29 protein-coding genes and 3 pseudogenes are annotated in these 25,630 nt (G+C 69.2%); 20 read left to right on the forward strand and 12 right to left on the reverse strand.

The window, feature by feature from the left end; genetic code table 11:
* Nucleotides 1-73 precede the first annotated feature (73 nt).
* A complete protein-coding gene (locus tag OHA19_RS38070; protein WP_405708293.1) occupies nt 74-643 on the reverse strand; it encodes a TetR/AcrR family transcriptional regulator in 570 nt (189 codons plus the stop codon).
* A 109-nt stretch (nt 644-752) separates the two neighbouring features.
* On the opposite strand from OHA19_RS38070, the gene OHA19_RS38075 reads away from it, so the two are divergent.
* Nucleotides 753-1,184 (forward strand): FBP domain-containing protein, encoded by a 432-nt coding sequence (locus OHA19_RS38075; RefSeq protein WP_405753140.1) that lies wholly within the window; start codon nt 753-755, stop codon nt 1,182-1,184.
* 411 nt (nt 1,185-1,595) lie between these two features.
* Here the strand turns inward: OHA19_RS38075 and OHA19_RS38080 are convergent, their stop codons facing one another.
* On the reverse strand, nt 1,596-2,153 hold the full coding sequence (locus OHA19_RS38080; RefSeq protein WP_405708290.1) for a helix-turn-helix domain-containing protein: 558 nt from the start codon (nt 2,151-2,153) through the stop codon (nt 1,596-1,598).
* Between the two features lie 53 nt (nt 2,154-2,206).
* On the opposite strand from OHA19_RS38080, the gene OHA19_RS38085 reads away from it, so the two are divergent.
* Together OHA19_RS38085 and OHA19_RS38090 are read left to right on the forward strand one after the other, a co-directional pair.
* Nucleotides 2,207-3,526 carry an alpha/beta hydrolase gene (locus OHA19_RS38085; RefSeq protein WP_405753142.1) on the forward strand — a complete coding sequence of 440 codons (1,320 nt, stop codon included), beginning with the start codon at nt 2,207-2,209 and terminating at the stop codon, nt 3,524-3,526.
* A 152-nt stretch (nt 3,527-3,678) separates the two neighbouring features.
* Nucleotides 3,679-4,188 (forward strand): signal peptidase II, encoded by a 510-nt coding sequence (locus OHA19_RS38090; RefSeq protein ID WP_405708284.1) that lies wholly within the window; start codon nt 3,679-3,681, stop codon nt 4,186-4,188.
* 381 nt (nt 4,189-4,569) lie between these two features.
* Here the strand turns inward: OHA19_RS38090 and OHA19_RS38095 are convergent, their stop codons facing one another.
* A complete protein-coding gene (locus OHA19_RS38095) occupies nt 4,570-5,145 on the reverse strand; it encodes a histidine phosphatase family protein (RefSeq protein WP_405708281.1) in 576 nt (191 codons plus the stop codon).
* Between the two features lie 227 nt (nt 5,146-5,372).
* Complete coding sequence (locus OHA19_RS38100; protein WP_405708278.1) at nt 5,373-5,807, reverse strand: hypothetical protein; 435 nt, start codon at nt 5,805-5,807, stop codon at nt 5,373-5,375.
* A 271-nt stretch (nt 5,808-6,078) separates the two neighbouring features.
* On the opposite strand from OHA19_RS38100, the pseudogene OHA19_RS38105 reads away from it, so the two are divergent.
* Nucleotides 6,079-6,261: pseudogene (locus tag OHA19_RS38105) on the forward strand (transposase); the annotation flags it as partial.
* On the opposite strand, the gene OHA19_RS38110 reads toward OHA19_RS38105, so the two are convergent.
* Complete coding sequence (locus OHA19_RS38110; protein WP_405708275.1) at nt 6,251-7,177, reverse strand: hypothetical protein; 927 nt, start codon at nt 7,175-7,177, stop codon at nt 6,251-6,253. The pseudogene OHA19_RS38105 and the gene OHA19_RS38110 sit on opposite strands and share 11 nt — an antisense overlap.
* A 276-nt stretch (nt 7,178-7,453) precedes the next feature.
* Here OHA19_RS38110 and OHA19_RS38115 point away from each other — a divergent pair, with 276 nt between their 5' ends.
* The 6 genes and pseudogenes from OHA19_RS38115 to OHA19_RS38140 all read left to right on the forward strand — a co-directional run bounded on the left by OHA19_RS38115 (nt 7,454) and on the right by OHA19_RS38140 (nt 12,982).
* On the forward strand, nt 7,454-7,831 hold the full coding sequence (locus OHA19_RS38115) for an ASCH domain-containing protein (protein ID WP_405708273.1): 378 nt from the start codon (nt 7,454-7,456) through the stop codon (nt 7,829-7,831).
* Nucleotides 7,832-8,559: 728 nt separating this feature from the next.
* Entirely contained in the window at nt 8,560-8,823 is a 264-nt protein-coding gene (locus OHA19_RS38120) for a hypothetical protein (protein ID WP_405708270.1), read from the forward strand.
* 116 nt (nt 8,824-8,939) lie between these two features.
* The gene (locus OHA19_RS38125) at nt 8,940-9,194 is read left to right on the forward strand and encodes a GNAT family N-acetyltransferase (protein ID WP_405708267.1); all 255 of its coding nucleotides are present in this window, start codon (nt 8,940-8,942) and stop codon (nt 9,192-9,194) included.
* 212 nt (nt 9,195-9,406) lie between these two features.
* Nucleotides 9,407-9,970: an isochorismatase family protein gene (locus OHA19_RS38130; RefSeq protein ID WP_405708265.1), complete on the forward strand. Its 564-nt coding sequence runs from the start codon at nt 9,407-9,409 to the stop codon at nt 9,968-9,970.
* A 188-nt stretch (nt 9,971-10,158) separates the two neighbouring features.
* A pseudogene (locus OHA19_RS38135) lies at nt 10,159-11,367 on the forward strand (nuclear transport factor 2 family protein).
* A 640-nt stretch (nt 11,368-12,007) separates the two neighbouring features.
* Nucleotides 12,008-12,982: a LuxR C-terminal-related transcriptional regulator gene (locus tag OHA19_RS38140; protein WP_405708262.1), complete on the forward strand. Its 975-nt coding sequence runs from the start codon at nt 12,008-12,010 to the stop codon at nt 12,980-12,982.
* A 120-nt stretch (nt 12,983-13,102) separates the two neighbouring features.
* Here the strand turns inward: OHA19_RS38140 and OHA19_RS38145 are convergent, their stop codons facing one another.
* Nucleotides 13,103-14,323, reverse strand: a complete 1,221-nt coding sequence (locus OHA19_RS38145; protein ID WP_405708259.1) for a hypothetical protein — start codon at nt 14,321-14,323, stop codon at nt 13,103-13,105.
* Nucleotides 14,324-14,585: 262 nt separating this feature from the next.
* The gene (locus OHA19_RS38150; protein WP_405708257.1) at nt 14,586-14,939 is read right to left on the reverse strand and encodes a hypothetical protein; all 354 of its coding nucleotides are present in this window, start codon (nt 14,937-14,939) and stop codon (nt 14,586-14,588) included.
* Nucleotides 14,940-15,388: 449 nt separating this feature from the next.
* Between OHA19_RS38150 and OHA19_RS38155 the strand changes: the two are divergent.
* Nucleotides 15,389-15,621, forward strand: a pseudogene (locus OHA19_RS38155) (hypothetical protein); the annotation flags it as partial.
* A 167-nt stretch (nt 15,622-15,788) separates the two neighbouring features.
* Here OHA19_RS38155 and OHA19_RS38160 read toward each other — a convergent pair.
* Complete coding sequence (locus tag OHA19_RS38160; protein WP_405708254.1) at nt 15,789-16,262, reverse strand: MarR family winged helix-turn-helix transcriptional regulator; 474 nt, start codon at nt 16,260-16,262, stop codon at nt 15,789-15,791.
* Between the two features lie 574 nt (nt 16,263-16,836).
* Between OHA19_RS38160 and OHA19_RS38165 the strand changes: the two genes are divergently transcribed.
* The 4 genes from OHA19_RS38165 to OHA19_RS38180 are packed head-to-tail and all read left to right on the forward strand — an operon-like array spanning nt 16,837 to nt 19,674.
* On the forward strand, nt 16,837-18,027 hold the full coding sequence (locus OHA19_RS38165; protein WP_405708251.1) for an MFS transporter: 1,191 nt from the start codon (nt 16,837-16,839) through the stop codon (nt 18,025-18,027).
* Between the two features lie 44 nt (nt 18,028-18,071).
* The gene (locus OHA19_RS38170; RefSeq protein WP_405708249.1) at nt 18,072-18,491 is read left to right on the forward strand and encodes a heme-binding protein; all 420 of its coding nucleotides are present in this window, start codon (nt 18,072-18,074) and stop codon (nt 18,489-18,491) included.
* A complete protein-coding gene (locus tag OHA19_RS38175) occupies nt 18,491-18,838 on the forward strand; it encodes a nuclear transport factor 2 family protein (RefSeq protein ID WP_405708246.1) in 348 nt (115 codons plus the stop codon). The genes OHA19_RS38170 and OHA19_RS38175 overlap by 1 nt, the downstream gene beginning before the upstream one ends.
* Before the next feature lie 11 nt (nt 18,839-18,849).
* Nucleotides 18,850-19,674 (forward strand): aldo/keto reductase, encoded by an 825-nt coding sequence (locus OHA19_RS38180; RefSeq protein WP_405721177.1) that lies wholly within the window; start codon nt 18,850-18,852, stop codon nt 19,672-19,674.
* Between the two features lie 121 nt (nt 19,675-19,795).
* On the opposite strand, the gene OHA19_RS38185 is transcribed toward OHA19_RS38180, so the two are convergent.
* From OHA19_RS38185 to OHA19_RS38200, 4 genes are read right to left on the reverse strand one after another with little or no spacing between them, the layout of a single operon-like run.
* The gene (locus tag OHA19_RS38185; protein WP_405708243.1) at nt 19,796-19,975 is read right to left on the reverse strand and encodes a hypothetical protein; all 180 of its coding nucleotides are present in this window, start codon (nt 19,973-19,975) and stop codon (nt 19,796-19,798) included.
* A 47-nt stretch (nt 19,976-20,022) separates the two neighbouring features.
* On the reverse strand, nt 20,023-20,229 hold the full coding sequence (locus OHA19_RS38190) for a hypothetical protein (protein WP_405721175.1): 207 nt from the start codon (nt 20,227-20,229) through the stop codon (nt 20,023-20,025).
* A complete protein-coding gene (locus tag OHA19_RS38195) occupies nt 20,141-20,566 on the reverse strand; it encodes a family 20 glycosylhydrolase (protein WP_405708240.1) in 426 nt (141 codons plus the stop codon). The genes OHA19_RS38190 and OHA19_RS38195 overlap by 89 nt, the downstream gene beginning before the upstream one ends.
* A 28-nt stretch (nt 20,567-20,594) precedes the next feature.
* Nucleotides 20,595-20,810 carry a hypothetical protein gene (locus OHA19_RS38200; RefSeq protein ID WP_405708237.1) on the reverse strand — a complete coding sequence of 72 codons (216 nt, stop codon included), beginning with the start codon at nt 20,808-20,810 and terminating at the stop codon, nt 20,595-20,597.
* Between the two features lie 13 nt (nt 20,811-20,823).
* Here OHA19_RS38200 and OHA19_RS38205 point away from each other — a divergent pair, with 13 nt between their 5' ends.
* The 5 genes from OHA19_RS38205 (at nt 20,824) to OHA19_RS38225 (ending at nt 25,578) form a co-directional block, all read left to right on the forward strand.
* On the forward strand, nt 20,824-21,426 hold the full coding sequence (locus OHA19_RS38205; protein ID WP_405708234.1) for a 2-oxoglutarate and iron-dependent oxygenase domain-containing protein: 603 nt from the start codon (nt 20,824-20,826) through the stop codon (nt 21,424-21,426).
* A complete protein-coding gene (locus OHA19_RS38210; RefSeq protein ID WP_405753374.1) occupies nt 21,356-21,655 on the forward strand; it encodes a 2OG-Fe(II) oxygenase family protein in 300 nt (99 codons plus the stop codon). The genes OHA19_RS38205 and OHA19_RS38210 overlap by 71 nt, the downstream gene beginning before the upstream one ends.
* Before the next feature lie 169 nt (nt 21,656-21,824).
* Nucleotides 21,825-22,277 carry a TIGR03618 family F420-dependent PPOX class oxidoreductase gene (locus tag OHA19_RS38215; protein WP_405708231.1) on the forward strand — a complete coding sequence of 151 codons (453 nt, stop codon included), beginning with the start codon at nt 21,825-21,827 and terminating at the stop codon, nt 22,275-22,277.
* Nucleotides 22,278-22,563: 286 nt separating this feature from the next.
* The gene (locus tag OHA19_RS38220; RefSeq protein ID WP_405708228.1) at nt 22,564-24,081 is read left to right on the forward strand and encodes a hypothetical protein; all 1,518 of its coding nucleotides are present in this window, start codon (nt 22,564-22,566) and stop codon (nt 24,079-24,081) included.
* Between the two features lie 168 nt (nt 24,082-24,249).
* Nucleotides 24,250-25,578, forward strand: a complete 1,329-nt coding sequence (locus OHA19_RS38225; RefSeq protein WP_405708225.1) for a serine hydrolase domain-containing protein — start codon at nt 24,250-24,252, stop codon at nt 25,576-25,578.
* The last annotated feature ends 52 nt before the right edge of the window (nt 25,579-25,630 follow it).

Genomic DNA, 25,630 nt, shown 5'->3' on the forward strand with positions numbered 1-25,630 from the left:
TTGATCAAGCTTTTCGGATTGTTCGGGTACGCCGGTGTGCGGCGGGCCGCCTCCGGCGCCGCGGCCCCGCTGGTCAAGGCCTGGTCCGGTTCCGCAGCAGAGCGTCGAGCGAGTCCAGGATCCAGGCCCAGGATTCCTGCGAGTCGACGGCGGTGTGGCTGAAGCCTCCGGCCATCTCCAGGCTGACATAGCCGTGGAAGACACTGCCCAGCATCCGGACCGCGTGTGTCTGGTCCGGCTCCGTCAGGTCGTAGCCGCGCAGGATCGCCCGCGTCATCTGCGCGTGCCGCACGCCGGCGCTGGCGGCCGCGGTCTCGGGGTCGAGCCTGAGGCGGGCGGCGTCGTAGCGGCCGGGATGCTCCTGGGCGTAATCGCGGTAGGCATCCGCAAAGGCGGCCAGGGCGTCCTTGCCGGCCCGCCCGGCCAGCGCGGCGGCGACCCGATCGGCGAGTTCTTCCAGTGCGAACAGGGCGATCCTGGTCTTGAGGTCCTGGGAGCTCTTCAGGTGCGAATACAGACTTGCGACCTTGACGTCGAACCTCCGGGCGAGCGCCGAGACGGTCACCTGGTCGAAGCCGACCTCGTCGGCCAGTTCCGCCCCCGCACGGGTCAGACGCTCCGTTGTCAGGCCTACTCGAACCATAACCTTCCTCCTGTTCGGCGATAATCATTATGCATTTGCCTAATAGATTTAGGCAAATTGGCCTGCCGTTCATGAAGCCACCGACCGGCAAGAGATCCGTACCGCGTTCGTGAACTGCACCAAGGGCGAGGCCAAGCGCCTCTTCGTTCCCCATGACCTGGGCGAACGCTCCTGGGGCGACCTGGACTTCTTCGGCTTGCGGGACCCCCTCGCCACCGAACTGGACGGCCGCCTGGTGGCGCTCGCGCTGCGCTGCCCCTCCGCCGCTTCCTGGCAGACACGGCGCAGCATGTGCTCGATGTGCATCACGACCCACACCGGCGGCGTCTCTCTGATGGTCGCCGCGAAGGCGGGCAGAGCCGGGCGGCACGGCAACTCGGTGGGTGCCTACATATGCAGCGACCTCGCCTGCCCGCTGTACGTGCGGGGGGAGAAGGACGCGGGCGTCGGCGGGCGGCTCCACGAGTCGCTCACCCTGGAGGAGAAGATCCAGCGGACCACCACGAACCTCGCCGCGTTCATCGCCAAGGTCACCGAATGAAGCAACCGGCAGCGCCGCAGCTATCCCTACCCGACGTGACGCGAAGCCATTCGCGCCTTCGCTTGCGGGACCACTCGTCGGACAGAGCGCCACGTGGGAGCGGGAGGTCGGATTTGTCGATCGGCCGGGGCGGCGGTACGCACGGCCACCGCCCGTCGCCCGCCGCTTGCGCAAGGGCCGTGCCCGCGGCCGGTATTCGCCGGCCGCTGGGGTTCCGGGCGAGGATGTCCATGCGCCGGCCTGGGGCCACGGCGGGCTGTGTTTGACGGAGCGTCGACGGTCGACGGCCAGGGGCCGGTCTCGCGGTCGCGGCTTGCGCTGGAGTGCGCCGAGGGTCACTCGATCACGGACGTGCCGCGCCGCCTCAAGGCCCCTCCGGGCGCGGACCGCACCTGGCGCAGGCGATTCCCGCTACAGAGGGTCCTGCTGTTCGGACTCTTCGGCCTGCTCGGCGGGGAACAGGATGGGGCTGAGGACATAGCGGGTGCGTTCCGGCGAAGGTTCGTTGGCGAGAAGGGGGGCGATGGCGGCCTGCATCGCGCCGATCAGCGCTACGAGTTCGTCCCTGTCGAGCCAGATCGCGTGCTGCCGATAGCCGACGAGGTCGTCCACGGGGTCGCTGTCCTGGCGCCTCAGGTAGGCGTCGAACTCCGCGACCAGGGCGGCCATGGCGGCAGCGAATGCCCGCTCGTGGTGCTGAGGGGTGAGCGCACGTGCGGTTTCCGCGTCGATGCCCGCGCGTTCCTGGCGCAGCCGGTAGCGGCGTTCGACGGCGCCCCGGACTCGCTGCTCGTCGGCGACGTCGAGGATGCCGCCCTCGGCAAGGAGATCGACGTGCCGGTAGACGGTCGCCTTGGACGCGTCCGGGATCAGAGCGCACAGCTGTCCGGTGGTCAGGACCCGTCCGCCGCGCAGTGCGTGGACCACACGTAGGCGGACAGGGTGCGCCAGGAGTTCCAAGGTGTCCATGACCCAACTTTCTCATACATGCTACCTTTCTCAAATCTAAGAAAGGTGAAAGCATGCAGAGCGCGGAGGGGACCGCCGTGTTGGTGGTCGAGTGGGCACGCGAGGGCCGCTTCAAGGAGATCGCCGTACTGTTCGCCCCGCCGTTGCGCGCTGCGCTGACCGCCGAGGCGCTCCAGGCCGCCTGGCTCGCCGAGACCTCCGGCACCGGTCCGTTCACGGGACTGGGCGAACTGTCGAGCGAGTCCCTGAGGCCCGGCCTCGTCCGTGTCAGCGTTCCCGTGGTCTGCGAGCGGGGAGAGTTCACCGCTGTCATGTCGGTCGACTCCGCCGGTCTGCTGAACGGGCTACGCCTCGCGGCCTCTGCCCGCGAACCATGGGTGGCGCCCTCCTACGCGGATACGGAGGCCTTTGAGGAGCACGAGGTCACGGTCGGATCCGGCGCCCTCGCGGTGGCCGGCACCGTCACCGTTCCGCGCGGTCACGGACCGTGGCCCGGGGTCGTGCTGCTGAGCGGCGGAGGGCCTTTCGACCGGGACGCGACCAGCGGGCCCAACAAGCCCCTGAAGGACCTCGCCTGGGGTTTGGCCAGCCGTGGCGTGGCGGTGCTGCGCCACGACAAGGTGACCTTCGCCCACGCGGCGAAGACGGTGGCCGCGGACGACTTCACGATGACATGTGAGTACGTGCCTCTTGCCGTGGCCGCTGTGCGTCTCCTCCAGGAAGAACCGTGCGTCGATGCCGGCCGGGTGTTCGTTGCCGGGCACAGCATGGGAGGCAAGGTCGCCCCACGGGTCGCAGAGGCCGAGTCGTCCGTGGCGGGTGTCGTGATCCTGGCGGGTGACGCCGAACCCATGCACCGGGCGGCGGTCCGGGTCGTGGGCCACCTGGCCGCCCTCGATCCCGGCCCGCACTACGAGGCAGCGCTTGCGGAGATCACCCGCCAGGCCGCGATCGTCGAGACCGCCTTGTCACCCCGTACGCCCCGGGAAGACCTGCCCTTCGGCCTCCCCGCCTCGTACTGGCTGGACCTGCGCTCCTACGACCCGGTTGCCACTGCCGCCGTCCTGGACAAGCCGCTGCTGATCCTCCAGGGTGGCCGCGACTACCAGGTCACCGTCGAGCATGACTTGTCCCTCTGGCGGGCGGGACTGACCGGGCATCCGGACGTCACCATCCAGGTCCACGAATCCGACGACCACCTCTTCTTCCCCGGGACCGGGCCGTCGACGCCCGCCGGCTACGCGGCACCCCAGCACGTCGACGGAGCGGTCGTCGCGGATGTGGCCACATGGTTGAGCAGCCGGCAGCGTCAGCGCGCATTCGGCAAGCGGACGTCTCGCCGTTCTGACGCGGACTGCCGCTCGTCGGGGTGATGTCTTCCGCATGTCCTGGTCCGGCATCACCAGTTCGTCCAGTGGCCACGTGCAGAGCGCACAGACCACCTACGTCCGGAGCACGGGACGACGCGTCGGGGGAGGCCGATAGGCTCGGGGAATCCTGGTTCGGACTACGCACGGAGGCCACGATGATGCGGTTGGAGCGGAGTTCAAGTCGGCTGTACGGCCTGATGCTCATGCTGGCGGCAGTGGTCCTGCTCGCGGACCAGCTCACCAAATTGTGGGCGGTCTCCGCACTGTACGACAGCGAGCGCGTCGCCGTGATCCCCCCTCTGATCCACTTCCGACTGCTCTACAACCCGGGCGCTGCTTTCTCCATGGGCACCGGGGCGACATGGGTGTTCACCTTGGCGGCGGCAGCGGCGGTGATGGGCATCCTCTACACCGCGCGCCGACTCGCCTCATCGGGCTGGGCGCTCGTGCTGGGAGCTCTGCTCGGCGGTGCGGTGTCGCACTTGGGCGACCGACTCTTCCGCGAGCCCGGGCCCGCCCGCGGGCATGTTGTGGACTTCATCGACTACGGCCCGTTCGTGGGTAACGTCGCCGACATCGCGCTCGCCTGCGGATGCGTTGCGTTGGTGCTGCTCAACTTGCGCGGTGTGCAGCTCGCCGAGGTGCCGGGCGAGGAATCCGCCTGAAGGGAGGGCTGCCCCGTAATCCCTGGCGGGCCGGATTACGGAACATCCCTTCAGCTTGTTCTTCAACATTTCCGATCTTGATGGTCGGTCAGGGTGACGCCGCGTTAGGCGGTCTTTCCGACGTCGTGGCGGGCTGCGGGCCTGCGGTTCTTGGAGCCTGGTGGGTGTCCGGGGCCGGGCCTGCCGGGTTGGGGTGCACCAGCGGACAGGGCGGTCGCCGGGCGGATGTTCCGGAACCCACGGCCGACCCTGGTCAGGGTCAACTCCGGCCCGTGCTTGGGCGGGCGGCCATTGGTGGCCGGCGCCTGAGGCGGCTTCGGCAGAACGTCAAGACCCGTGATCAACCACAGGCTGACCACGGGCTGAGGTTCATGAATGAGCTCACGTGTCCGGCAGTGACACCACGGGACCGTGGGACTCGACGGTCAGCGCATCGGTGCCGAACCGCATCCGGTGCCAGCCGCCCCGGTCCACGACGGGGGGCGGTGACGCACGGCCATAGAGGGCCAGCGCCTGGGCCACAAGCACAGGGATGACGTCACCGTGCGAGCAAGCCACCACGTGGCCACCGGGGTGGGCGTTGCTCATCGCGATCAGTACCGCAAGGGCTGCCCCGGCCATCCAGGCTCCGCCCAGCTCCCGCTGGAACGGGGAGAAGAACCCTTCGGTCCATTCCCGCGGCTGGTAGGTGCCATCGGGGGTAGCCAGGCCCGGAGCGGTCGCAATGCTCAGGCCGAAGGACCGGGCCAGCGGCTCAACCGTCTGCACACACCGTTTCGCCGGGCTGGAATAGATCGCATCGATGTTGTCCCGCATGACCGCGGACAGGGAGTCGGCCTGGCTCAGGCCCTGTGGGCTCAGTGGGCGCGCCGACTCTTCGCCCGTCCAACTCTCACGTGCGACCGACTGGGCGTGGGGCACCAGGTCCACAGTCAGGTCGTCCAGTGCCGTGATCATTCGCGGATCGTAGCCACTGCGGCCACCGACGTCCACAGAAATCGCCTGGAGGCCGCCCGAAGCGGGGGTCGAGCAAGCGGCAGCCGGTCGGCCACGACGATGTCCTCCACCACCGTCACCGCCGGCCCGCTCGGGCCATTGGCGGCCGTACCGCCCAGGGGGTAGAGCATCGGTTGAATCGCCACGGCTGTACCCGATGTCGCAGACTCCTCGGCTGGTCATACCTCTCACGAGGAGACCAGCTCCCTTCTGTGGAGGATCGCCGAAGCGATCCGGAAGAGGGCAAGAGCAAGAGCGCTGATGGCGAGGACAGCGAGAATGAGGATCGTTGGGTTCACCCATGTGGGCACGAGGCTGACGTGCTCGTTGCACGCGTCGGACAACGGGAAGTACGACGTGCCATCCGCACCTGTACGGTCCCGCCACGCCTGGTCATAGGCGGTGTGGAGGGTGAGCTCGCAGGTTTCCTGAACGTCCAGACCGCCTGAGAAGATGCCGAAGCCCCACACCATTGCCGCGAGACTCGCGGAGATCAGAGCGGCACCGAACAGTGCGACAGACTGCTTGTGCCACGGTGGCGGCCGTTTCGCGCCACGGCGCAGCATGACAAGTCCTGCCGGGATGGCCAGGACAAGACCTGTGAAGACGAGGCCGAACGTCATCTCGTGGCCTCGCACCAGTTGCTGAGACGCGAACCCTTGTTCCTCTGCGTCAACTGTTCCTCCTCTTCCAGACCACCAGCATCGACCATGATCCACGCCCACCAGGGATTGCGGGGCAGCCCGTGGCTTGTCGTCCATCGCCCCGGTGTCGATCGACCCTCGAACGTGAGCCGTGTCTTCGCAGTTCAGCGGACATGCGGGTGGCCTTCGCCCGATCCTGTGCTCCCACCGAGGAGCGCACGTGACCGTAGCGAATGCGGAGGAGCCGAGTCTCCTGGCGGACCTACCGGTCCAGCTGCCGGGCAGGCTGCGGTCGGACCCGGTGATGCGCTGCCCCGCGCCGCCGAGGACCTACGACCCGAAAGGCGGTCAACCACCCGAGCACGGCGGCGAGTTCGTCTTCGGTCAGCCGGACACCTGGGGCGAACCCGACGTTCGCACCGTCACAGAGACGTAGCGGTACGGCATCGCGGCATCGCCAGCCACAGCAAAGGCGCCCGGCCTTTCGTGTCCGGCTGCTCGGGGGGCCACAGGGCCCCTGGGGCGCGTCCCAGGACCTGTGCCGCGTCCACGAAGGCGACCTGTGGTGAGGTCAGCCTGTCTGCTGCCCGTACCCAGAACCGGTACTGGCCGGCCAGTAGCACCGCTGACCAATCCGGGTCACTGCCCGAGGACGTAGCAGGGGCCGTGTCCGACGGGATGGCGCGCACAGTCTCGCGGGCCGCCTCAAGGATCGTCTCGCCCACCAGGTGGAGCCGCTGGACATCCAGCCGCTCCAGGTCGGCAATCGGCTCCGTGTCGGGTGCGATGCGCAATGCGGCCCGCTGCTCCCGCTCGTCCCACTCCAGGTGCAGAAAGCCTCCCTCGGCCTGGACGGTCGGGTCCGGGGACAGAAAGACCACGTACAGGCCGAAGAGCGGCCATCGTCCGGGCAGGTCGACAGGCAGTTCGTCGCTCGCTTCGCACTCCGCCTCCTGCGGCCAGGGGATGAGGCCGTCGTCCGGGTGGACCATGTGCCGCCCTGCGGCCCGCCACGCCCCGATCGACGCCAGCCGCGCGGCATCGACGGACCTCTGTGCTGTCGGGGAGGTGTTTTCGATGCCCGACCCGATACTTGTGTAGTGGTGTGCCAGTACCTCTTGAACCCGGGCCACCGGCAGCCAGCACCACGAGGGGATAGCAGCCCCGGCTGCCACGCGTTCCGTGTTCAGGCGCTCGAAGATCCCCGGATACCTCTGCTCTGCCTTCCGCTCCAGTTTCTCCAGCCGCGCCGCGGCGGCCCTGTACATTTCAGGAAGCCACCGCAGCGTCCCCGACGTCTCACCGTCACGGTGCTCGTCGAAGTTCTCGGCATACATGGTCCGGTCCACCAGTGCTCTCCACAACGCAACATCGGCAATGCAACATCGGCAACGCAGCAGCTCCGGGCGGAAGGAGTTGCCACCTCAGCCACTGTGCCTTATATGACCGCCAGTGCAGGCACCCAGAGGCCCTATCAAGCCCGAGCCGAGGCAACCGCCAAGGTCGGCCGACCGCCGACGGCTGTCCTCCCGGAACCGATGGTGGACAATCACATATACGCCGCCTGTGGACCGAAGGGCTGCGCCGAGAGAGATGACGGGACGATGTGGCCGCGAGTCAACGGTATGCGTGCGCTGGAACTGGGCTTCCCCGGCGACATGCGGGACGAGCTCAATTCCTTGGTTCTGACAGGCGCCAAGACCGCCACTACCTGTCTGCTCGACGAGTACGCCGAAGAGGCCGAAGGCCTGGAGTATGTCGGTGAGCGGCAGGCTCTCCTGGACAACGAGGGCCGGTGCGTCGCCACCCTGGAGTTCATCAGCGTGGAAGTGAAGCCCTTCGGCGATGTCACCTGGGAACATGCAAGGGCCGAGGGCGAGGGCGATGCGTCCCTTGAGGCCTGGTGCGATGTGCACCGGCGCTTCTGGGACCGTGCGGGCACTCCGGTCGACGATCACACCGTTGTTGTCTGTCTGGCCTTCCGGGTGGCAGAAGAGAGCTGATTGTTCAGCCCTGGACGACTGAACTGGACGACTGAAGTCGACGCCTTCCCTCGTCTGATCGCAGCAACAGCCACCGCGCGTCATCCACGCCGCCATCACCACTGACATCCCCGTCGCGCTCTGTCTCAGTCGACCTCGTCAGCCTCGGCCGACCCCTCCTGTCGACCGGCCGGTAGACTCGTCGGCCATGCCCGTACCGAGATTCGCATGGATCAACCCGCGTAGAGTGAGAGCCGCCGCCGTCCTGGCTGCCGTATTCGCATCCGGCTGGTATCTGGGACAACCCGTCCGGCTCCCGGAGTGCGAGGCTCCGATGAAGCCCGTGCGCTACAGCAACTACTTGGCGGCCGACCTGCCCCGAAGGTGCGAGGACAAGCCGCGACTCCTGGCCTGGCTCACAGGAAACCTCCGCTGAGGGCAGGACGGACGGATCGCCGCCATGACGGTGGCCTTCGCCCCCGGGACGGGCCGCGTTTCGCCTGTCGGCCTGCTCGACATACCGGCGAACATGCCTGGTCCGGATCACTACGCGCCAGGCGTTGGGTCGAGTGGCGAAAACGGCTCGACGGCTTCGCGGGATCCTGTGGTTCTCGGGCGGTGAGTTGGTGGCCTGGGGCTGGGCGCAGCTTCCGCACCGAGTGAGGCGGAGCGACGGGTCGGTGAAGGACGCTACCGGCGCCTATCTCGCGTAGCAGGTCCATCCCGACCACGCCGGGCTGGTCGACGAAGTGATCGACTGGTACGACGGCACGGCGGTGGGCATCGAGCGTACGGTGATGCCGAGTGCCTCCGATGCGTTCGCCCTGCGGCGGTGGGCGGCGCACGGCTATGAGACCGACTCGGCCTCGTTCGGCGACACCGGGTTCTGGACCCAGCTCAACGAGCGGGATCTCACGGATGTGGAACAGCCGGTGCTGCCGGACGGATTCCGGTTCCGCAACGCCGACGAGGCCGGGCCGCAGGCCGCGGTCCAGGCTCATCTGGACGCCTGAGCTCCTTCGACGTACACGGCCGAGGGCTACAAGGTGTACGGCAGACGGCGCCGTACCGCGATGACCTGCACATCCTGGTGCAGGCGCCGGACGGCACGATGGCATGCTCGACGATCATGTGGCTCGACGAAGCGAACAGGACGGCCGAGTTCGAGCCGGTCGGGACGCATCCGCGCTACCGGCGTCTGGGGCTGGCGAGGGCGATGCTTCTGCACGGGATGCATCTGGCGCGGGCGGCCGGGACCCCTCACACGACGGTCGCCTGCCTGGGGGCGCCGGGGCATTCCCAGGCGCGTGGGTTGTACTACGGCGTCGGGTTCCGGGAGTTGACGCGGGATGCCCCGCTCACCAAGGCCAGGGCCGCGGGCTGAGGACGAGAGACACGCCGCCGGATCAACGTTCGAGCGCCAGATGTCCGGTGGCGTCCGCTTCCGTCTTCTCCGGATGCGATTTCTGCCGGTACGAGCGGGATGTTGGGGGATCTGGCGGGTCTGCCGGGACCGGTACGCCTGTCAGTGGCCCGGCCTACTGTAGGGAGCGACACCGGAACCGTGGCAATGAAGACGATGAACAGGAGTTTCCCTTGACGACTCTGCCCGATCGGCCGAACACCGCGCTGCTCGTCATCGACGTCCAGAACGGGGTGGTGGCAGGCGCCCATGAACGCGACGCTGTGATCGCGAACATCAACACCCTGGTGGGCAAGGCGCGTGTCGAGGACGTACCCGTGATCTGGGTGCAGCACTCCGACGAGGATCTCGAGCGAGACAGCGAGCCCTGGCGGTATGTGCCGGAACTGGTGCGCCGGGATGCGGAGCCCCTCGTCCACAAGACCTACGGCGACTCGTTCGAGGACACCGCTCTGGAGGCGCTGCTCGCCGAGCGCGGGGTGGGGCGCCTGGTCGTGACGGGTGCCCAGAGCGATGTGTGCATCCGCTCGACTCTTCACGGGGCCTTCGTCCGTGGGTACGACGTGACACTGGTCGGCGACGCGCATACGACGCAGGACCTCACAAAGTACGGTGCGCCGGCCCCGGGCCAGGTGGTTGCGCACACCAACCTGTACTGGCAGTGGCAGAGCGCACCCGGACGCCACGCGGGGACCGTCGACACAGCGGAGCTGACTTTCACAGCGGACGCAGGCTGAGCCGTCGCGGGCAGCAGCAACCGGTCAGCCGACGTGGGACCGGGGCCAGCAGCCATCTCCGTGCCCACGAAGGCAGGGGAGTTCCTGTTCCATGGCGCCAGTATGCCCTTCCGGTATGCGGGTACCGCAGGGCAGGCATGCGGAATCTGCGCTTGTCGCAGCCCTTGCGGTGGACCACTCTTGCGCGCATGACCACACCGCACACGATTGCCGTCCTCGGCCTCGGACGTATGGGCGAGACGATCGCGACACGACTGACCTGCCAGGGCTGGGACGTCGTCGGCTGGACACGCTCCGGGCGTGCATCGGGCGCCGTCAGGGCGACCGGCGATCCGAACGACGCCGTGGCCGGGGCCGACCCCGTGCTCCTGGCGTTGTTCGACGGCCCGGCCCGCCGGCAGGTCCTCGACGACATCCACGACTCGCTGCGCACGGACACGATCGTGCTGAACACCAGCACCATCGCCCCCGCCGAAGCGTCGAGGCTGTCCCGGCAACTCGGCCCCTCCTACATCCACGCGCCCGTGCTCGGCTCTGTACCGGCCGCCGCCGCCGGAGCCCTGCAGATTCCTCGCCTTCGCGGATCAGGATGCGCTCCACCGGGCGCGGCCCGTTCTGGAAGCGCTGGGCACCGTCCGGCACATCGATGACGTCCCCACAGCCGCCGCGCTCAAGCTGATCGCCAACCACAGCCGCACCGGTGCCGTCCTTGCGCTGCGCGACTCACTACGGCAGGCCGACGCACTGGACCTGCCCCGTGCCCAGGTACTCGACGTCCTCGAACTCGGTCAGCTCGGTGGCCTCGTGACCCGCAAACGCCGTTTCCTCGCCGATCGGCCGAGCGCGGCCTCAGCCGAATTCACGATCGGTGCGCTGGCCAAGGACATGGCTCTGCTGGCCGCCGCCTCCCACACCCCCCCTGCGCAGCGCAGCGGGCCTGGCCGCCACCCCTGCCGGTCTTGAAGCGGACATCGCCGTCGCCGCCAGGGTTCCCGCGGTGGAGGACGCCGTGATCGAACCGCTCCGCGCCTACATCCGCGGACATGCCACCGGCGAACCCGCCCACTTCCGCGACGCGTTCCTTCTCACCGCCCACATCGAGGGACTCCGCGAGGGCGCATTCGTCTCGTGGAGCGTGGAGGAGTACTGCGCTCTCTTCCCCGGCCGGCCGGCCCCGGACGAGCCGAAGCGTTCCCGCCGCATCGACGCCACCGATGTGCACGGCACCATCGCGACCGCGAACCATGACGCTCTCGCACGGTGTGGACACGTTCACCGACATCTTTCTGCTGGTTCGCGTCGACGACAGCTGGCGCATCGCCAACAAGGCCTATCACCGCCAGGCCGAGGCGCCCGGGCCCGCCCGGCCCGCCGTACCGACGTGCTCAACGGGGTGAACATGCGGGCCCTGAAAGAGGGGGTGAAGGACTCGCTCCCTGTGGACCTGGACGATGGTGAGCGGCCGTCCAGCGAGGCGCCCACAACAATTTGCCCGGGATGTCGTCGTCGAGCCCGGACGGTCAGCCGTACGGCCGCAGCCAGTCCGTCGTCAGGGTCCACCGGGGCGGCCCTGACGAGCGGCCGATCAGCACCTGCTCTCCGGGTGCGTCAATTCCCTTGGGGCGCACCGCAGTTGAGGACAGTTCCCGTATGCATCACGCATCTGTGCCCCTCTCTGGTTCCGCAGGCGATCTCTGCCGAACCGTCTGGAGGCAGAGCCGACCACGGTCCGCGAGGCCTGGCGATGCTCTCTTCCGCGACCACGGGCAGCCGGGCGCAGCCGAGCCGGACGTCCGCCGGCTTCCGTGCACAGGGGCGGACCGACTGCCGGCGCTGGCCCGGCGCCTCCGTCGGCACTCTCACCGACGCTTTCACCAGCGTTTTCACCAGGGCTTCACCAGCGTCGGCTGTCACGCCGTCCGGTCCTGGTCCGCATGATCAAGCCGCTGTTAAGCTGACGATCTCCGGCGGAATGACAGCCACCGCAGGGATGGGGCCGGTGGGTGGTGCCGTGCGGCGCCGCCGGGTTGGGGGGACATGCGCACGCTGCGCCCGTTGCAGGCTCTCGGTCTCTCCGCGACGGCGGAGACCGCCTACCTCGCGCTCGTGGAACGGGGTCCGCAGACCCTGACCGAACTCACCGGCGGGCCGGCGCTGGTCGGGTCGCCGCCCGACAGCCTCAAGGAAGCCGTCGCCGAACTCGACGACATCGGCCTGGTGTCCCGTACGGACGGCAGGCTGACCGCCCAGCCGCCCCGCGCGGTGCTGGAGGCGGTCGCCGAGCGGCGCGCGCGTCAGGCCCGGATCGCCTACGAGAGTGCCACGGTCCTGTCGCAGTACTGGCTCGACCACACCGCAGGAGCGAGCTACGTCGAGGTCGTCGACACCTCGGAACGGCGCGGGGAGATTCAGTCGCGGGTGCACAACGGGGCCGTTTCCCAGGTGCGCGCGCTGTCGATCGGCCCGGTGGGCGGGGGCGACCGGATGCCGGAGGTCGGCCCTGGCACGCTGGACGCACTGGACCGTGGGATCGCCTACCAGGTGGTGTACAGCGCCAACATCCTGCAGGACCCCAAGGCGCTGGAAGTGGCGTACGAATGCGTTGCCCGGGGAGAACAGGCCCGGGTCTTCCCCGATGTCGCGTTGAACGTACTGGTCTGTGACGACCGTTTCGCCGTGGTCTCGGTCGCCGCCCCGAACCGTACGGGACACCACAGCGTCGTCGTGCAGCCGTCGGGGCTCCTGGACGGGCTGATCGGCGTCTTCGAGTCGTACTGGCAGATCGCCGTTCCGCTCCCGCCGGCCGGTGATGCCGTCAAGAGCGAGGCGACTCCCGAGGGGCGGCAACTTCTGAGCTACCTCAGCACGGGGCTGACCGACGAGTCGATCGCCCGTGAGCTCGGAGTGAGCGAGCGCACCGTCGCCCGGCGCATCGCCCGCCTCCAGGAGATGCTCGGCGCCAAGACCCGGTTCCAGCTCGGCGTCCAGGCCAGCCGTCGCGGCTGGCTGTGACGCCGGGCCGCAGCCGGGCTCGCGGCGTGGGCGCGGGGGCGGGCCGGTGTGTGATCCGGTCCGCCCCCGCGGGTCCTCAGCCGCTCGGGCGTTCATCGCCCCGCGGTGCGACGGTGACTGTTACTCGCTGTCCGGCTTGACCAGGTCGGGCAGTTTGGCTTCGAAGAGCTTGTCGAACGTGAGGGCGGGCAGTATGTGACCCTGGTTCGGCGCCTCGTTGGCCACGCCCGCCGCCCAGGTGGCCGAGTTGAGCCGCTGGTCGGGCGTGCCGTGGTGGCCGGAGCTGGTGAAGCTGCAGTCGCCGACCTGGTAGAAGGACTTCTCGGACTTGAGGACACGGGCGGCGTTCAGCGACTCTCCACGGGAGTGGGTCAGGTAGTACGTGCCGAACGCGTCCGCCATGAGTTCGGTGCGGCGGGTGGCTTCCGGGCCGGTCAGATCGCTCTCGAAGAGGTTCTTCTGGTACTGGACGTGATGGCCGAACTCGTGGCCCAGGATGCCGCGTGGCGCGACGTCGCCGAGGTTCACCGCGTTCATGCCCTGCAGAATGCCGTCACCCATGATGATCCGGTCCGTGATGCCGAGCGGCGCCGGGTCGTCCTTCTCGCTGTAGGCGAATGCGTTGAAGGTGAAGATCGGGTTGGCGCCGCTCTGGAGGACCGGCTCCGAGTCGACCAGTTCGATGAGCATGCCGGCCAGGTCGAGGTTCTCCTCGGGCGTGCCGCCATACAGCACGGAGAGCGTGCGGGAGAGCCGGTCCGGGCTGGTGAAGACGTCCGCGCCGTGCATGGGGATCAGTTCGATGCGCGCCGAGTCGATGTCCCAGAAGCGCTTGAGGTTCTTCATCTCGGAGTTGAGCTGCTGGGTGTATTCACCCGTCACGCCGAACGTGTTCGACGACGACTCCTTGCCGTAGATGAGCGCGTCGTAGGTGGGCATGTCGAAACCACCGAAGAGCGAAAGGATGAAGATGGTCCACGGGTCCTGGGCGCCGTCGAGGAGGGAGTTGGCGTACTGCGACAGATCGGTCGTCTGGCACTGGTAGTCGCCGGGGTCGATCGCGCTGTCGCGGATCTGCTGCCATTCCCCGCCCTTCAGACCGTACTTGGCCTTGGCTGCGTCGAGGCGTGGCTCCCAGTCGGCGGGCAGCTCGGCCAGGATCCGGTCGACGACGGCCTGGTGCTGCGGGTCCATGGAAGAGGCATCGATGGAGGACTGCAGCGACCGGCTCGCCGTGGTCGTGGCGCCGGTTGCGTCAGCGGCGTGCGCGGGAAGCGCCATGCCGAGGCCGCAGGTCGCGGCGATTGCCAGGCTCGCTACCACGGACAGGGTCTTCTTCACGAGGTCTCCTTTCGAGGGTGCCCGGTAGGGGCATCCAAGGGCGACGCTCAGTGTGTAGGCCCAACTACGGAAGCAGGACCGGTCGTTCACTGTCTGAAACCGGCATGTCTGGAACCTGACAACCTCATGGCCTGTTCCAACTGTCCGGCCGCGCGACCGATCTCTGCTCGACGACCGGTGATCACCGTCCTCCCGGCCGACCGCGGTCGGCGTGCGCGCGGGGCCGTCCGCCGGGCGGCTCCGCGCGCATGGTGCGTCAGGCTCAGTCTGTGATGTACCAGTTGTCCTTGAGGTACTCCAGGGTGCCGCTACCGAGTTCGTCCTCGGAGAAGGAGGCGGAGGCCCTGACCGCCTCGGTCGGCACCTCGACCTTGGCGGGTGTACGCACGGCGACGCGCTGCGGGTCGACCGTCGCGGTTTGCAGGGCCTTCTTCTGCGCGGGCGAGATCATCTGGAACGTGACGACGAACGTCGACGTGCAGGGGCCGAGTCCCTCGTCCTGTGCCTTCTTCGCGGCCGGCCCGGCCACTTCGCAGACCGTGTCGAGGTCCTCACGGCCCACGGCGTGGAGGAACTGCTCGTACCGCTGGATCGCACCCTCCTTCGTCCGGGGCATGGACCGGCCGTCGGCCGGTTCGGCAGACGGCTTCTTACTCCCGGCTGACACGGACGGCGTGGCCGACGGATCTTCGGCCCGCGAGGTCGCGGACGGCTGCGAAGACTTCGCTTCCGCGTCCACCTTTGATTTCTCCGGACCACACGCGCACGCCACCAGCGCCACACAGGCCGATACCGCCACGCTCACGATCGTCCGCGCCTTCATTCGGTCCCCTTCACCAGCCGACAACATGTCAAGAGGTCACGCAGGATCCGGGGGAACGGTTCCCGGGCCGGTCGAGGCGGGATGCCGGAAGCTTCGCAGAGGTCCGATTCCGCGTGCGCGACCAGCAACAGGACGCCGGCCTCGGCAAAGAATCCGCGCCGGGCGGCACCGTGCGCCTGGGCTGGGTGTCGAGCGCCGGTACGACGGTGGTGCCGCACGCCATTGTCGCGCTGCGGCGCGGTGCCCCGGGATGCGGGCTGACCACCGTGCCCCGCGCAATGGCTGTCGCCGCGCCGCCCGGCGTACGCGTCTGCCGGTGCGCGGCGGGCCGCAGGAAGTGAGGCGCCTGCTTCTGGCCAGGCTGCCCCAGCCGGCGTCCGAACCCGGCCCCCGGCTTGCCGCTGCCCTGCGGACAGCTGGCCTCGATATCGACACCGACACCGACAGAGATTTCGACACCGCTGTGGTCCCGTGACGCACCGTTCGACCGTGCCGGGCGCCCCCGGGCTCGTCGCGCGGCCGAGTGTTACGGCGGGGGGAGTCGCGTCGAACGTGTCGTGAGCAGTTCGCTCAGGCTTCGCGGGCCGGCCTGTCCTCGCCCGATCGGTCCAGGCCGTCCTCTCGCGGGCTGCTCAGGGCTGCTCAGGGCTGCTGGACTGCCGGTTGAGGGCTCACCGCTTCCACGACCTTGACCAGGGGTGCGAGTTCGGGGTTCTTGGCGGCCTCGTGGAGTGCCTCCCGCAGGGCGGCATCGTTGGTCGGCCGGGCTTCTTCCAGGAGCTTCAGACCGTCCTCGGACACGTTGGTGTAGATGCCTCGGCGGTCGGTCGGGCAGAGGTAGCGGGACAGCAGGCCGCGGTCCTCCAGGCGGGTCACGAGGCGGGTGGTGGCGCTCTGGCTGAGGACGACCGCGTCGGCCACCTGCTTCATCTGCAGGTGGCCGCCCTCGCCGTCGTGCTGGCGGCTGAGCACGTCGAGCAGCGAGTACTCCCGCACGCTCAGGTCGTGCTCGGACTGCAGTGCCCGCTCGATGTGCGCTTCGATCCTGCCGTGCAGGAAGGACAGGGCGGCCCATCCGTTGGCGAGGGCGGTGAGCGCGCGGTCCGTGGCGGTCATGAGGTCTGGTCTCCTTCCGGGTGAGACGGAACCCAGGATAAGCCCTGTATCAAAATATGGGCTAGGGGTGGCATGAGGCGCGTGCAAGTAAATTGCGGGTCGCGTTCCGCCGGGCGCTCGCCGGACGGGAGTCGATCGTCGTACGACTTCCGCGGTGGCGATCGCGCGTTCCTCGCGGGCGAGGTGACGCCCGACGCGGCCCTTGGGGTCAAGGGCGCCTGCTTCGGCGACCCCGACGGCGCGAACCTGGAGATCGTCGAGCCCATAGTGGTCCACGGCGCTCGCCCGCCCGGGCCGACGGCCGGCCCGGGCGGGCGCCGAATGCCGCCCCGATGTCGGTCGCCCGCCCTCGCTGAACCGCGCCGGCGGAGCGCCGGCTGTCCGGTCGGCGCCGCGCGATGGCCGTCTGCTCGTCGCCGGCGTCCGGTGGATTCGGCAGTCGTGGCAGTGGAAGGCACCGGGCTCACCAAGGTCCAAGGCCATGGACGAATGCCCGCTCTTGCGTTTATAGCGCGTGTGCAACTATTGTTAGGTCCCGTAAGGCGCACCAGCAATTAGCACGGAGGGTTGCTTCATGCCGCTCGCACTCCTAGCCCTGGCCATCGGGGCCTTTGGGATCGGCACCACTGAGTTCGTGGTCATGGGCCTGCTGCCCGAGATCGCCGGCGACTACGGCGTGTCCATCCCCACCGCCGGACTGCTCGTCACCGGATACGCGATAGGCGTCGTCATCGGCGCACCGCTGATGACGGTGCTCGGCACCAAGATCAGCCGCAAGACAATGCTCATGCTGCTCATGGGTCTGTTCACCGTCGGCAACCTGCTCTCCGCGATGGCGCCGAGCTTCGGCGTCATGCTCACGGGCCGCATCGTGGCCTCGCTGGCCCACGGCGCGTTCTTCGGTATCGGCTCCGTGGTCGCCGCCGACCTGGTCGCTCCCGACAAGAAGGCCGGCGCGATCGCCACCATGTTCACCGGACTCACCGTCGCCAACATCGTCGGCGTGCCGTTGGGCACCTTCATCGGCCAGGCCGTGGGCTGGCGCACCACCTTCGTCGTGGTCGCAGCGCTCGGCGTCGTGGGCCTGCTCGGCATTGCGAAGCTGGTTCCCGCCATGCCCCGCCCGGAGGGCGCCCACCTGCGCCGCGAGCTGACCGCGTTCCGCAACCCGCAGGTGCTGCTCGCGATGGCTATGACGGTGCTCGGCTTCGGCGGTGTCTTCGCCGCGATCACCTACATCGCCCCGATGATGACCCACGTCGCCGGCTACTCCGACGGCGCGGTCACCTGGCTGCTGGTGCTGTTCGGCATCGGCATGTTCCTCGGCAACCTGCTCGGCGGCCGCTACGCCGACCGAAAGCTGATGCCGATGCTGTACGGCACCCTCGGCGGCCTGGCTGTCGTGCTGGCGCTGTTCACGCTGACGGCACACACCAAGATCGCCGCCGCCGTCACGATCATGCTGGTGGGCGCCCTCGGCTTCGCCACCGTCCCGCCGCTCCAGAAGCGCGTCCTGGACCAGGCCCACGGCGCACCCACCCTGGCCTCCGCCGTCAACATCGGCGCGTTCAACCTCGGTAACGCGCTCGCCGCCTGGCTCGGTGGGATCGTCATCGCCGCCGGCCTCGGATACACCGCTCCGAACTGGGTCGGCGCGGTGCTCGCCGCCGCGGCTCTCCTCCTCGCCCTCTGGTCCGCCGCCCTGGAGCGCCGTGCCCCCGCGAGTGAGCCCGTCGGCGCAGCGCCCGTCCCCGTCCACCACTGACCTCGCTCCGTTCCAGCTCCCCGCCCCTCAGGAGAAGCGCCATCATGAGCACCACCACCGTCACTCCGCTCACCACCGCCGACGCCGAGACACTGATCACGGCCGCCCGCGCCGCCGCCGAGGCGGCCGGGGTCCCGGTCAGCGCCACCGTTCTGGACGCGGGCGGGCACCTGCTCGCCTTCCGCCGCGACGACCGCGCCGTCCTCATCTCGGGCGAGACCAGCACACGCAAGGCATACACCGCGCTGCAGCTCAACGCCCCGACCGCCGACCTGGTCGACCTTGTCAAGCCCGACGGACCGTTCCACACCCTGCCGACCGCCCTCGACCGGCCGCTGCTGTTCATCGCCGGCGGTATCCCCGTCCACCGCGACGGCCGCCTGATCGGCGCCGTGGGTGTCGGCGGCGGCGCGCCCGAGCAGGATCACACCTTCGCCGGTGCCGCGCTCAAGGAACTCGGCTGATGCCCCGCTCCCCGCAGAAGGTCTTCGCCGACCACGGGAAGCGTCTGGGCACCGGGAACCTCGACCTGATCGTTCAGAGCTACACCGAGGACGCCGTCCTGATCACTCCTGCCGGCGCGTTTCATGGACACGACGGGGTCCGGCGCGTCATCGGCCGGCTGCTGGCCGACCTCCCGGATGCTGACTGGCGGCTCCTTCTTCAGTTCGAAGGGAACGTCCTGTTCCTGCAGTGGAGTGCCACCACCGAGACCCGGCAGGTCACCGACGGCACCGACACCTTCGTCTTCCGTGACGGCCGGATCAGCGTCCAGACCGTCCGCTACAACCTCACCCACCGCGACATCTGAGAAAGCGAACCATCATGACCATCCCCACCGTGAAGCTGAACAACGGCGTCGAGATCCCCCAGCTCGGCTTCGGCGTCTTCCAGGTCCCCGACGACGAGACCACCGCCGCAGTCTCCGCCGCTCTGGAGGCCGGCTACCGCAGCATCGACACCGCGGCGATCTACGGCAACGAGGCCGGCGTCGGCCGGGCCCTCGCCTCCTCCGGACTGCCGCGTGAGGACCTGTTCGTCACCACGAAGCTGTGGAACGCCGATCAGGGGTACGACGCCACCCTGCGCGCCTTCGACGCCAGCCTCGCCAAGCTGGGCCTGGACCACGCGGACCTCTACCTGATCCACTGGCCCGCACCGGCCAACGACCTCTACCTGGACTCCTGGCGGGCCATCGAGCGCCTGGCCGCCGATGGCCGCATCCGGGCGGCAGGCGTCTCCAACTTCCAGCCGGCCCACCTCCAGCGGCTGCTGGACAACAGCGAGCTCGTCCCGGCGGTCAACCAGGTGGAGCTGCACCCCGGCCTGCAGCAGGCCGAGCTGCGCGCCTTCCACGCCGAGCACGGCATCGCCACCGAGGCGTGGAGCCCGCTCGCCCAGGGCGCCGTCCTGAGCGACCCGGCGATCACCGCGATCGCCGAGCGCACCGGCAAGTCCCCCGCCCAGGTGGTCCTTCGCTGGCACCTTCAGCTCGGCAACATCGTCATCCCCAAGTCGGTCACCCCGGCCCGCATCCGCCAGAACCTCGACGTGTCCGACTTCCAGCTCACCGACGAGGACATGGCCGCGATCGCCGCCACCGACCGCGACCTGCGCACCGGCCCGCACCCGGACCAGCTCAACTGACGAGCCCCACGAACCGTTCCGGGCAGCCCCAGGGCTGCCAGGAACGGTCCAGCGTGCCGACCCGCACCACCCGCACCGAGGATCCACCATGGCAACCCTCCGTCCCGACTTCGTCCAGGGGTCAGGCGACGAGGGAGTCGAAGACATCGAAGAAGGCGTCCAGAGGGGCCCGGCTCCGGGTCACTTTCGCCCGCAGCACCGAGCCCTCCCATGCGTTCACCAGGAACAGGCCGAGCTGGTCGTGTGAGAGGTGGGTCGTGAGGGCGCCCGCCACACGGGCTTCGGTCAGGACCTGCGTCACGTGGGAATGCGGGCAACGCATGCCTGCGTGCTTGACCTGCGGCAATGCTAATCGACCGGCCTGGGGGAGAGCCCCCAGGCCACCTCGTCCACAGCGGTCCACGCTCTTCCTTCTGCGGCCCACCGCCGACCGTGCCCGGCGATCCGCCGGGCGAAGTCATCCCAGTCATGACCGCACAGGAGTGACCAGCCGACCTCGGCGACGGCGGGCAGCCGGGGCAGCAGCATGCGCTGCATACCGGCAGGATCGGCGATGGTCTCCGTCCAGAGCGGCGCCTCGACCCCAAGGACGCCCGGGCAGATACGCGGCGGGATCCCAGCCGTAGGCGCCGAGCAGCCCCACCGTCCCGGCCCAGTCCGTACCGAGCGGGGTATCGGCGTCGTACTTCATGTCCAGGTACGTGTGATCGGCCGGAGACATCACCAGCCCGGCCCCGCGCCGCGCGGCGGCCCGTACGGCCTCGTCGACATCGGTGCCGCCGTGCCCGCGCGGCCACCACACCTGGATCAAGTCGACGGCTCCGGGCCTGGTGAGCGCGGCCTCGTCCCAGGCCATGGGCCGTTTGCCGTGGGACCGTACGATGCCGCCCACCACCCGGGGGGTGGGGCGGTGCGGGGGGTCAAGAGATCTCCTTCGGGGCAGTTGCTTCGGTCTGGAGTGCGGTCAGGTGATCGGCCGAGCGGCGGATGAAGTCCAGGGCCCAGTCCTCGCTGGGCGGTTCGGCGTAGTAGTGATCGAGTCCGGGAGCCTCCCCGGAGCGCATCCGCTCCTCGGACAGGTGGCACAACCGGACGAGTTCGAGGACCGCCCAGGTCGACCACTCCCTGCAGTCCACCGGCTTCCTGCTGGTGGCCGGTCACGGCGTCGAACCGGATCTGCCCGGCCAGGTACGCGCCGCGGCACACGACTTCTTCCACATGCCCCGGGCGGCCAAGGAGCACTACGACCAGAACCGGCGCGGCTGGATCGGCCGGGAACGGGTGACCAGCGCCCGGTCCGAAGGCACCCGGACGCCGCCGGACCTGCTGGAGGTCTGGTCCTGTGCGGTCGATTCCTCCGCACGGCCCGGCAATGCACATCAGGTGCCCTGCGACTGGCCCGACGAAGTCCCCGCACTGCACCCGCTCGTCACCGCATATACCGACCGGATGCGAACCCTGGCCGATACGGTCCTCGAAGTCATGGCGACCGCGCTGCGCCAGCCGGCCGACTTCTTCACCCGCCACACCACGCGCCCGCACTGGGACTTCACCATCAACTGGTACCCGGCAGCCCACGAAACAGGAACCGCCGCCCCCGGCCAGTTCCGCGTCGGACCGCACACCGACTTCGGTCTCATCACCCTCCTGAAACCGGCAGCCCGGCAAGGGCGGCCTTCAGATCCACGACGACGAGACCGGCTGGCAGGACGCGCCCTACGAGCCCGGCACCTACATGCTCAACATCGGTGACCTCATGGCTCGCTGGAGCGGAGACCGCTGGCGTTCCGGCCGGCACCGCGTTCTGCCGCCGCCCCCCGAGGCCCCGCAGGAAGAACTCACCTCACTGGTGTACTTTCACGCCTGTGCCCCCCCCCACACCGACATCACCTCGCTGCCGGCACCCATCGGCCGCAGGTCCTACAGCGGTGTGCGTGCTGGGGACTACCTCCGCGACAAGATGCGAACCATCCTCGGCTGACCCCCGGGCGCAAACGGGCCCGACGCCGAGCCGTCCGCAGGCCGCCCAGGTACAGGCCCGTCAGGTGGGCGGCCGGGGCGACGGGACGGGTTCTCGGCATCGCCTTCACCCGGCGGATTCCACGGTCTCCCCGAACTCGCCTACCCGTCACGGTTGGTAGCCTCCCGGGATGACCGCAACTTTCGGCGAAGCCGTCCGCGCGCGACTCCAAGCCCCCAACATCTGGTACGTCGGCACCGTGTTCTCCGACGGAGCACCGCAGGTCAGCCCGATGTGGGTGGATCTGGAGGGGGAAGCGGAGCTGACGTTCAACACGTCGGTCGGCCGGGTGAAGGAGGAGAACCTGCGCCGCGACCCCCGCGTCTACCTCTCACACGCGGACGCCGCCGACCCCTTCGACCGAGTGCAGATCAGTGGTGTGGTGGCCCGCTTCATCGAGGGCGAGGAGGCGCACGACCGAATGGACCGGCTGGCCCGCAAGTATTTGGGGGTCGAGCGTTTCGAGTGGACCATGCCGGGGGAACAGCGGGTCGCGGTGGTCGTGCGCCCCGTCAAGGTGCGGCACGTCGTCGGGGTGGAACGGTTCCGGCCGGGCGGCCCCGTCCCGGCGCCCGGCAGATGACCGACGACGAACGGCAACGACCGACCGCGGATGCACGGAGTGATCGGCCCGGGCGGTTTCGATCTCGACGCGGCAAGGGCGGCGGAAGCGGCCCGGCCTTTGGCACTGTCCCGGTGTCCGGGGCAAGGGGGGTGAGGCCGACGCCTCGTACGCGGCCGGCCTCGGGCCACGGTGCCGGTGACCGGCCGCGTCGCGCCCCCGGGAGCACTCGGGGACGGTGTGGTTCGCCCCTGCCTGGTCCCGGCTGGGTGAACTGCGGGATCCACACGTCGGGCAGGATGCCTCTGTGCATCACATCCTGTGCGGGCTCGCCGCCAATCCTGCCCTGTTGTCCGAGCTGGTCGACCGGCTGATATCCGTCGCGGACGACAACATCGCCATGCACCTTGCCTGCCGCGCGGACCTCAGCCGCGCACAGGCCGTCGCGTTGGCCGAGCGCGTCGACGAGAGCGCGGTGCGGCTCGCGTACGAGGGCCGGCTGGCCGCTGCCGACGTCGACCCCTCTGTCCGGCCGGATGCCGCCCTCGCTCTCCTCGATCAGGGTGCCGGCCACCCGGAATGGGCGCGTCGCCTCGCTGCGGATCCGGTGAGTGAGCGTCGGCAGAAGCTGGCAGCCTGCCCCGGCCTCCCGTCCGACGTGGTGGATACGCTCGCGGCCGACCCCGACGTACGCGTCGTCGCCGAGCTCGCGTCGTGGACCACCACGGACATGGCCGCGAGGCTCTCGAGGCATCCCCACGCCGAGGTCCGCCGTGCGGTGGCGGGCAACGAGGCGACACCCCCTGCCGCACTGGCAGCGTTGGTGACCGGGGAGGGGTTGCCCGCCGCGCGGCGCTGTCTGGTCTGTGACAGCGAGGAGACCCCCTTCGTTCACGATCCGCGGTGCCCGCGGCTCGACTGCGATCTGCTGCCGGGCGCCTCCTGCGACGGCTCCCACGAGTCCACCGTCCACGACATGCACCGGGCGGCGCTCCGTAACCCTGCCACCCCCATCGAAGTCGCTGCCGGCTTCGTGGACCATCCGTCGATGCTGTTGCGTTGGGCGCTCGCCGGCCGCACGGACCTGCCCCGGCAGGCGTGCGCATGGCTGGCGGTGGACCCCGTTCCCGGTGTCCGCGCCGACCTTGCGGAGAATCCCGCGATCGACGATGTTCTGATCCGGGTGCTGGCCGACGACCGCGACCCCGACGTGCGCCGCAGGCTTGCGCGCCATCCCCGCGTGCCGCTCGACGTGCTCACCCACCTGGCCCGGAATGCCAGGACCGGCGCCACTCTCCTGCCCCGTATCGCCGCTGCCTCGCCCGCCGAGGTCGAAGAGCTGGCCTTGTCACCGCACCCGGCTGCGCGAATGCTCGTGGCCCAACGACGCGATCTGGCACCCGAGATACGAGATCGGATGGCCGACGACGCCGACGCGAAGGTGGTCAAGGCGATTGCTCCGCACCCCGGCCTCACCGAAGCGCGGTTGCGCGCCATGATCGACCGACATGGCGTCCGCGTCCTGGCAAAGGTGGCGACCAACCCGGACGCGCCCCCGGCGCTGCTGGAGGATCTGGTCCGGCACGAGCCGGCGGCGCGGAAGGCGTTCCGAGAGGTTGCCCGGCATCGCGGCGCGACGGCCTCGGCTCTGCTCGTCTGCCTGACGGACGAACGGGCGAGACCTGTGGCCGCCGGCCACCCAGCCCTCCCGCCACCGGTCATCGTGGAACTGCTCACCGACGCGGACCGGAACGTGGCGGAAGCAGCAGCGGCCAACCCGTCCCTGCCGCCCGCCGTGATGTCGGATCTGATACGCCGACAGTGAGTGTTCCGACCGCCGAGCCGACCGCCCACTCACCAAGTGAACACCGGGGCCACAGCCCGATACTGACGGGCTCAGGGTTGGCCATGACGGGCTGGTCGGGGTCACTCGGGGGCCCGTGCGGGGTATTCCCCGATGTGCGTGGAGTCGACGCGCGACAGGCTTCAGGACATGACTTTCACGCTCGATTTCTCCGACCGCACTTCGGCTGCCGTACGGCTGCGTCGCAAGCGGATGACGCTGATAGCGCTGTCCTGCGTGACCGTGGCCTCAGTGGTAACCGGCACGGCCGGGCTGGCTGCGGCCGCTTCCCCCGCGCCGACCGCCGTCGTCGCCAAGCATGCCGACAGCTCCCTTCCCGGACTCGACCCCGATGCCCTTCGGCGTGCGATGTCCAGTGCGCCCGACAGGGTGACGGGGGCACTGGCACAGGTCAGCGGGCCGGCCGGGCAGTGGAGCGGAACATATGGGGTCGCCGACACGGTGACGGGAGCGCCGGTTGCGGTGAACGGCCGGTTCCGACTCGGCAGCGTCACCAAGACCTTCATCGCCACGGTGGTGCTGCAGCTGGTTGCTGAGAAGCGGGTCGACCTCGACGAGCCCGTTCAGCGGTACCTCCCGGACGTGCTGCCCGCTGACTACCCACCGATTCCCGTACGGTCACTGCTCGACTTCACCAGCAGCCTGCCTGAGCTGACAGCAGACGATCTGCCGACCACCCCGGAGGGGATCGTCGAGCACCGCTTCGACGATCACCCGTTCGCCGAACTGGTCGCGAAGGCGGTCCGGCACGACCGGCTCTTCCCGGTCCCTGGCGATCGGCAGGTCTACGGGGCCACCGGTTACTACGTCGCCGGGATGCTGATCGAGAAGCTCACCGGCCACCGCTATCAGCAGGAGATCACCAACAGGATCCTGCGCCCGCTGGACCTGCGCCACACCACCGCTCCGGAGACCGACACCACGATCCCCGGCCCCCACTCCCACGGCTATATCTCCGTGCCCCAGTCGGGCGGCGGAACCCGGCTGGTCGACATCACCGAACAGAACCCCGGCGCCGGCGGCATGATCTCCACGACGGGCGACCTGGACCGCTTCCTGACCGCCCTCCTCCGAGGACGTCTCCTGCCGCCCTCCCGGATGGCCGACCTGTTCACGGTCCCCAACGTCCTCTACCTCGGCGGCAATTCAGAGAATCCGGGCCACGGCCGGGCCTACTACAGCGCGGGACTGATGCGCGTCACCCTTCCCGACGGAGTGACCGTCTGGGGCAAGACCGGCAGCACCTTCGGCTACACCGACGGCATGTTCACCACCCGCGACCTGCGTCGCCGCCTCGTCTACTCCTTCAACCCCACCACCGGCGGCGGCAACGACTTCGAGCTCGTCACCCGGCTCGTCTCCGCGACGTTCAACCCCCGAGGGAGACGTGGCTCCGCGCGGGACGCCATCCCACCGCGGGGCCGCATCCCGTGCCTGACGCACCGATCCATGCCCTGAGTCGAGAGAACGGGGGATTGTGTCCGGAGGGCGAACGTTGGCTGATCCGAAT

Source organism: Streptomyces sp. NBC_00012 (assembly GCF_045040875.1).
GTDB lineage: Bacteria > Actinomycetota > Actinomycetes > Streptomycetales > Streptomycetaceae > Streptomyces.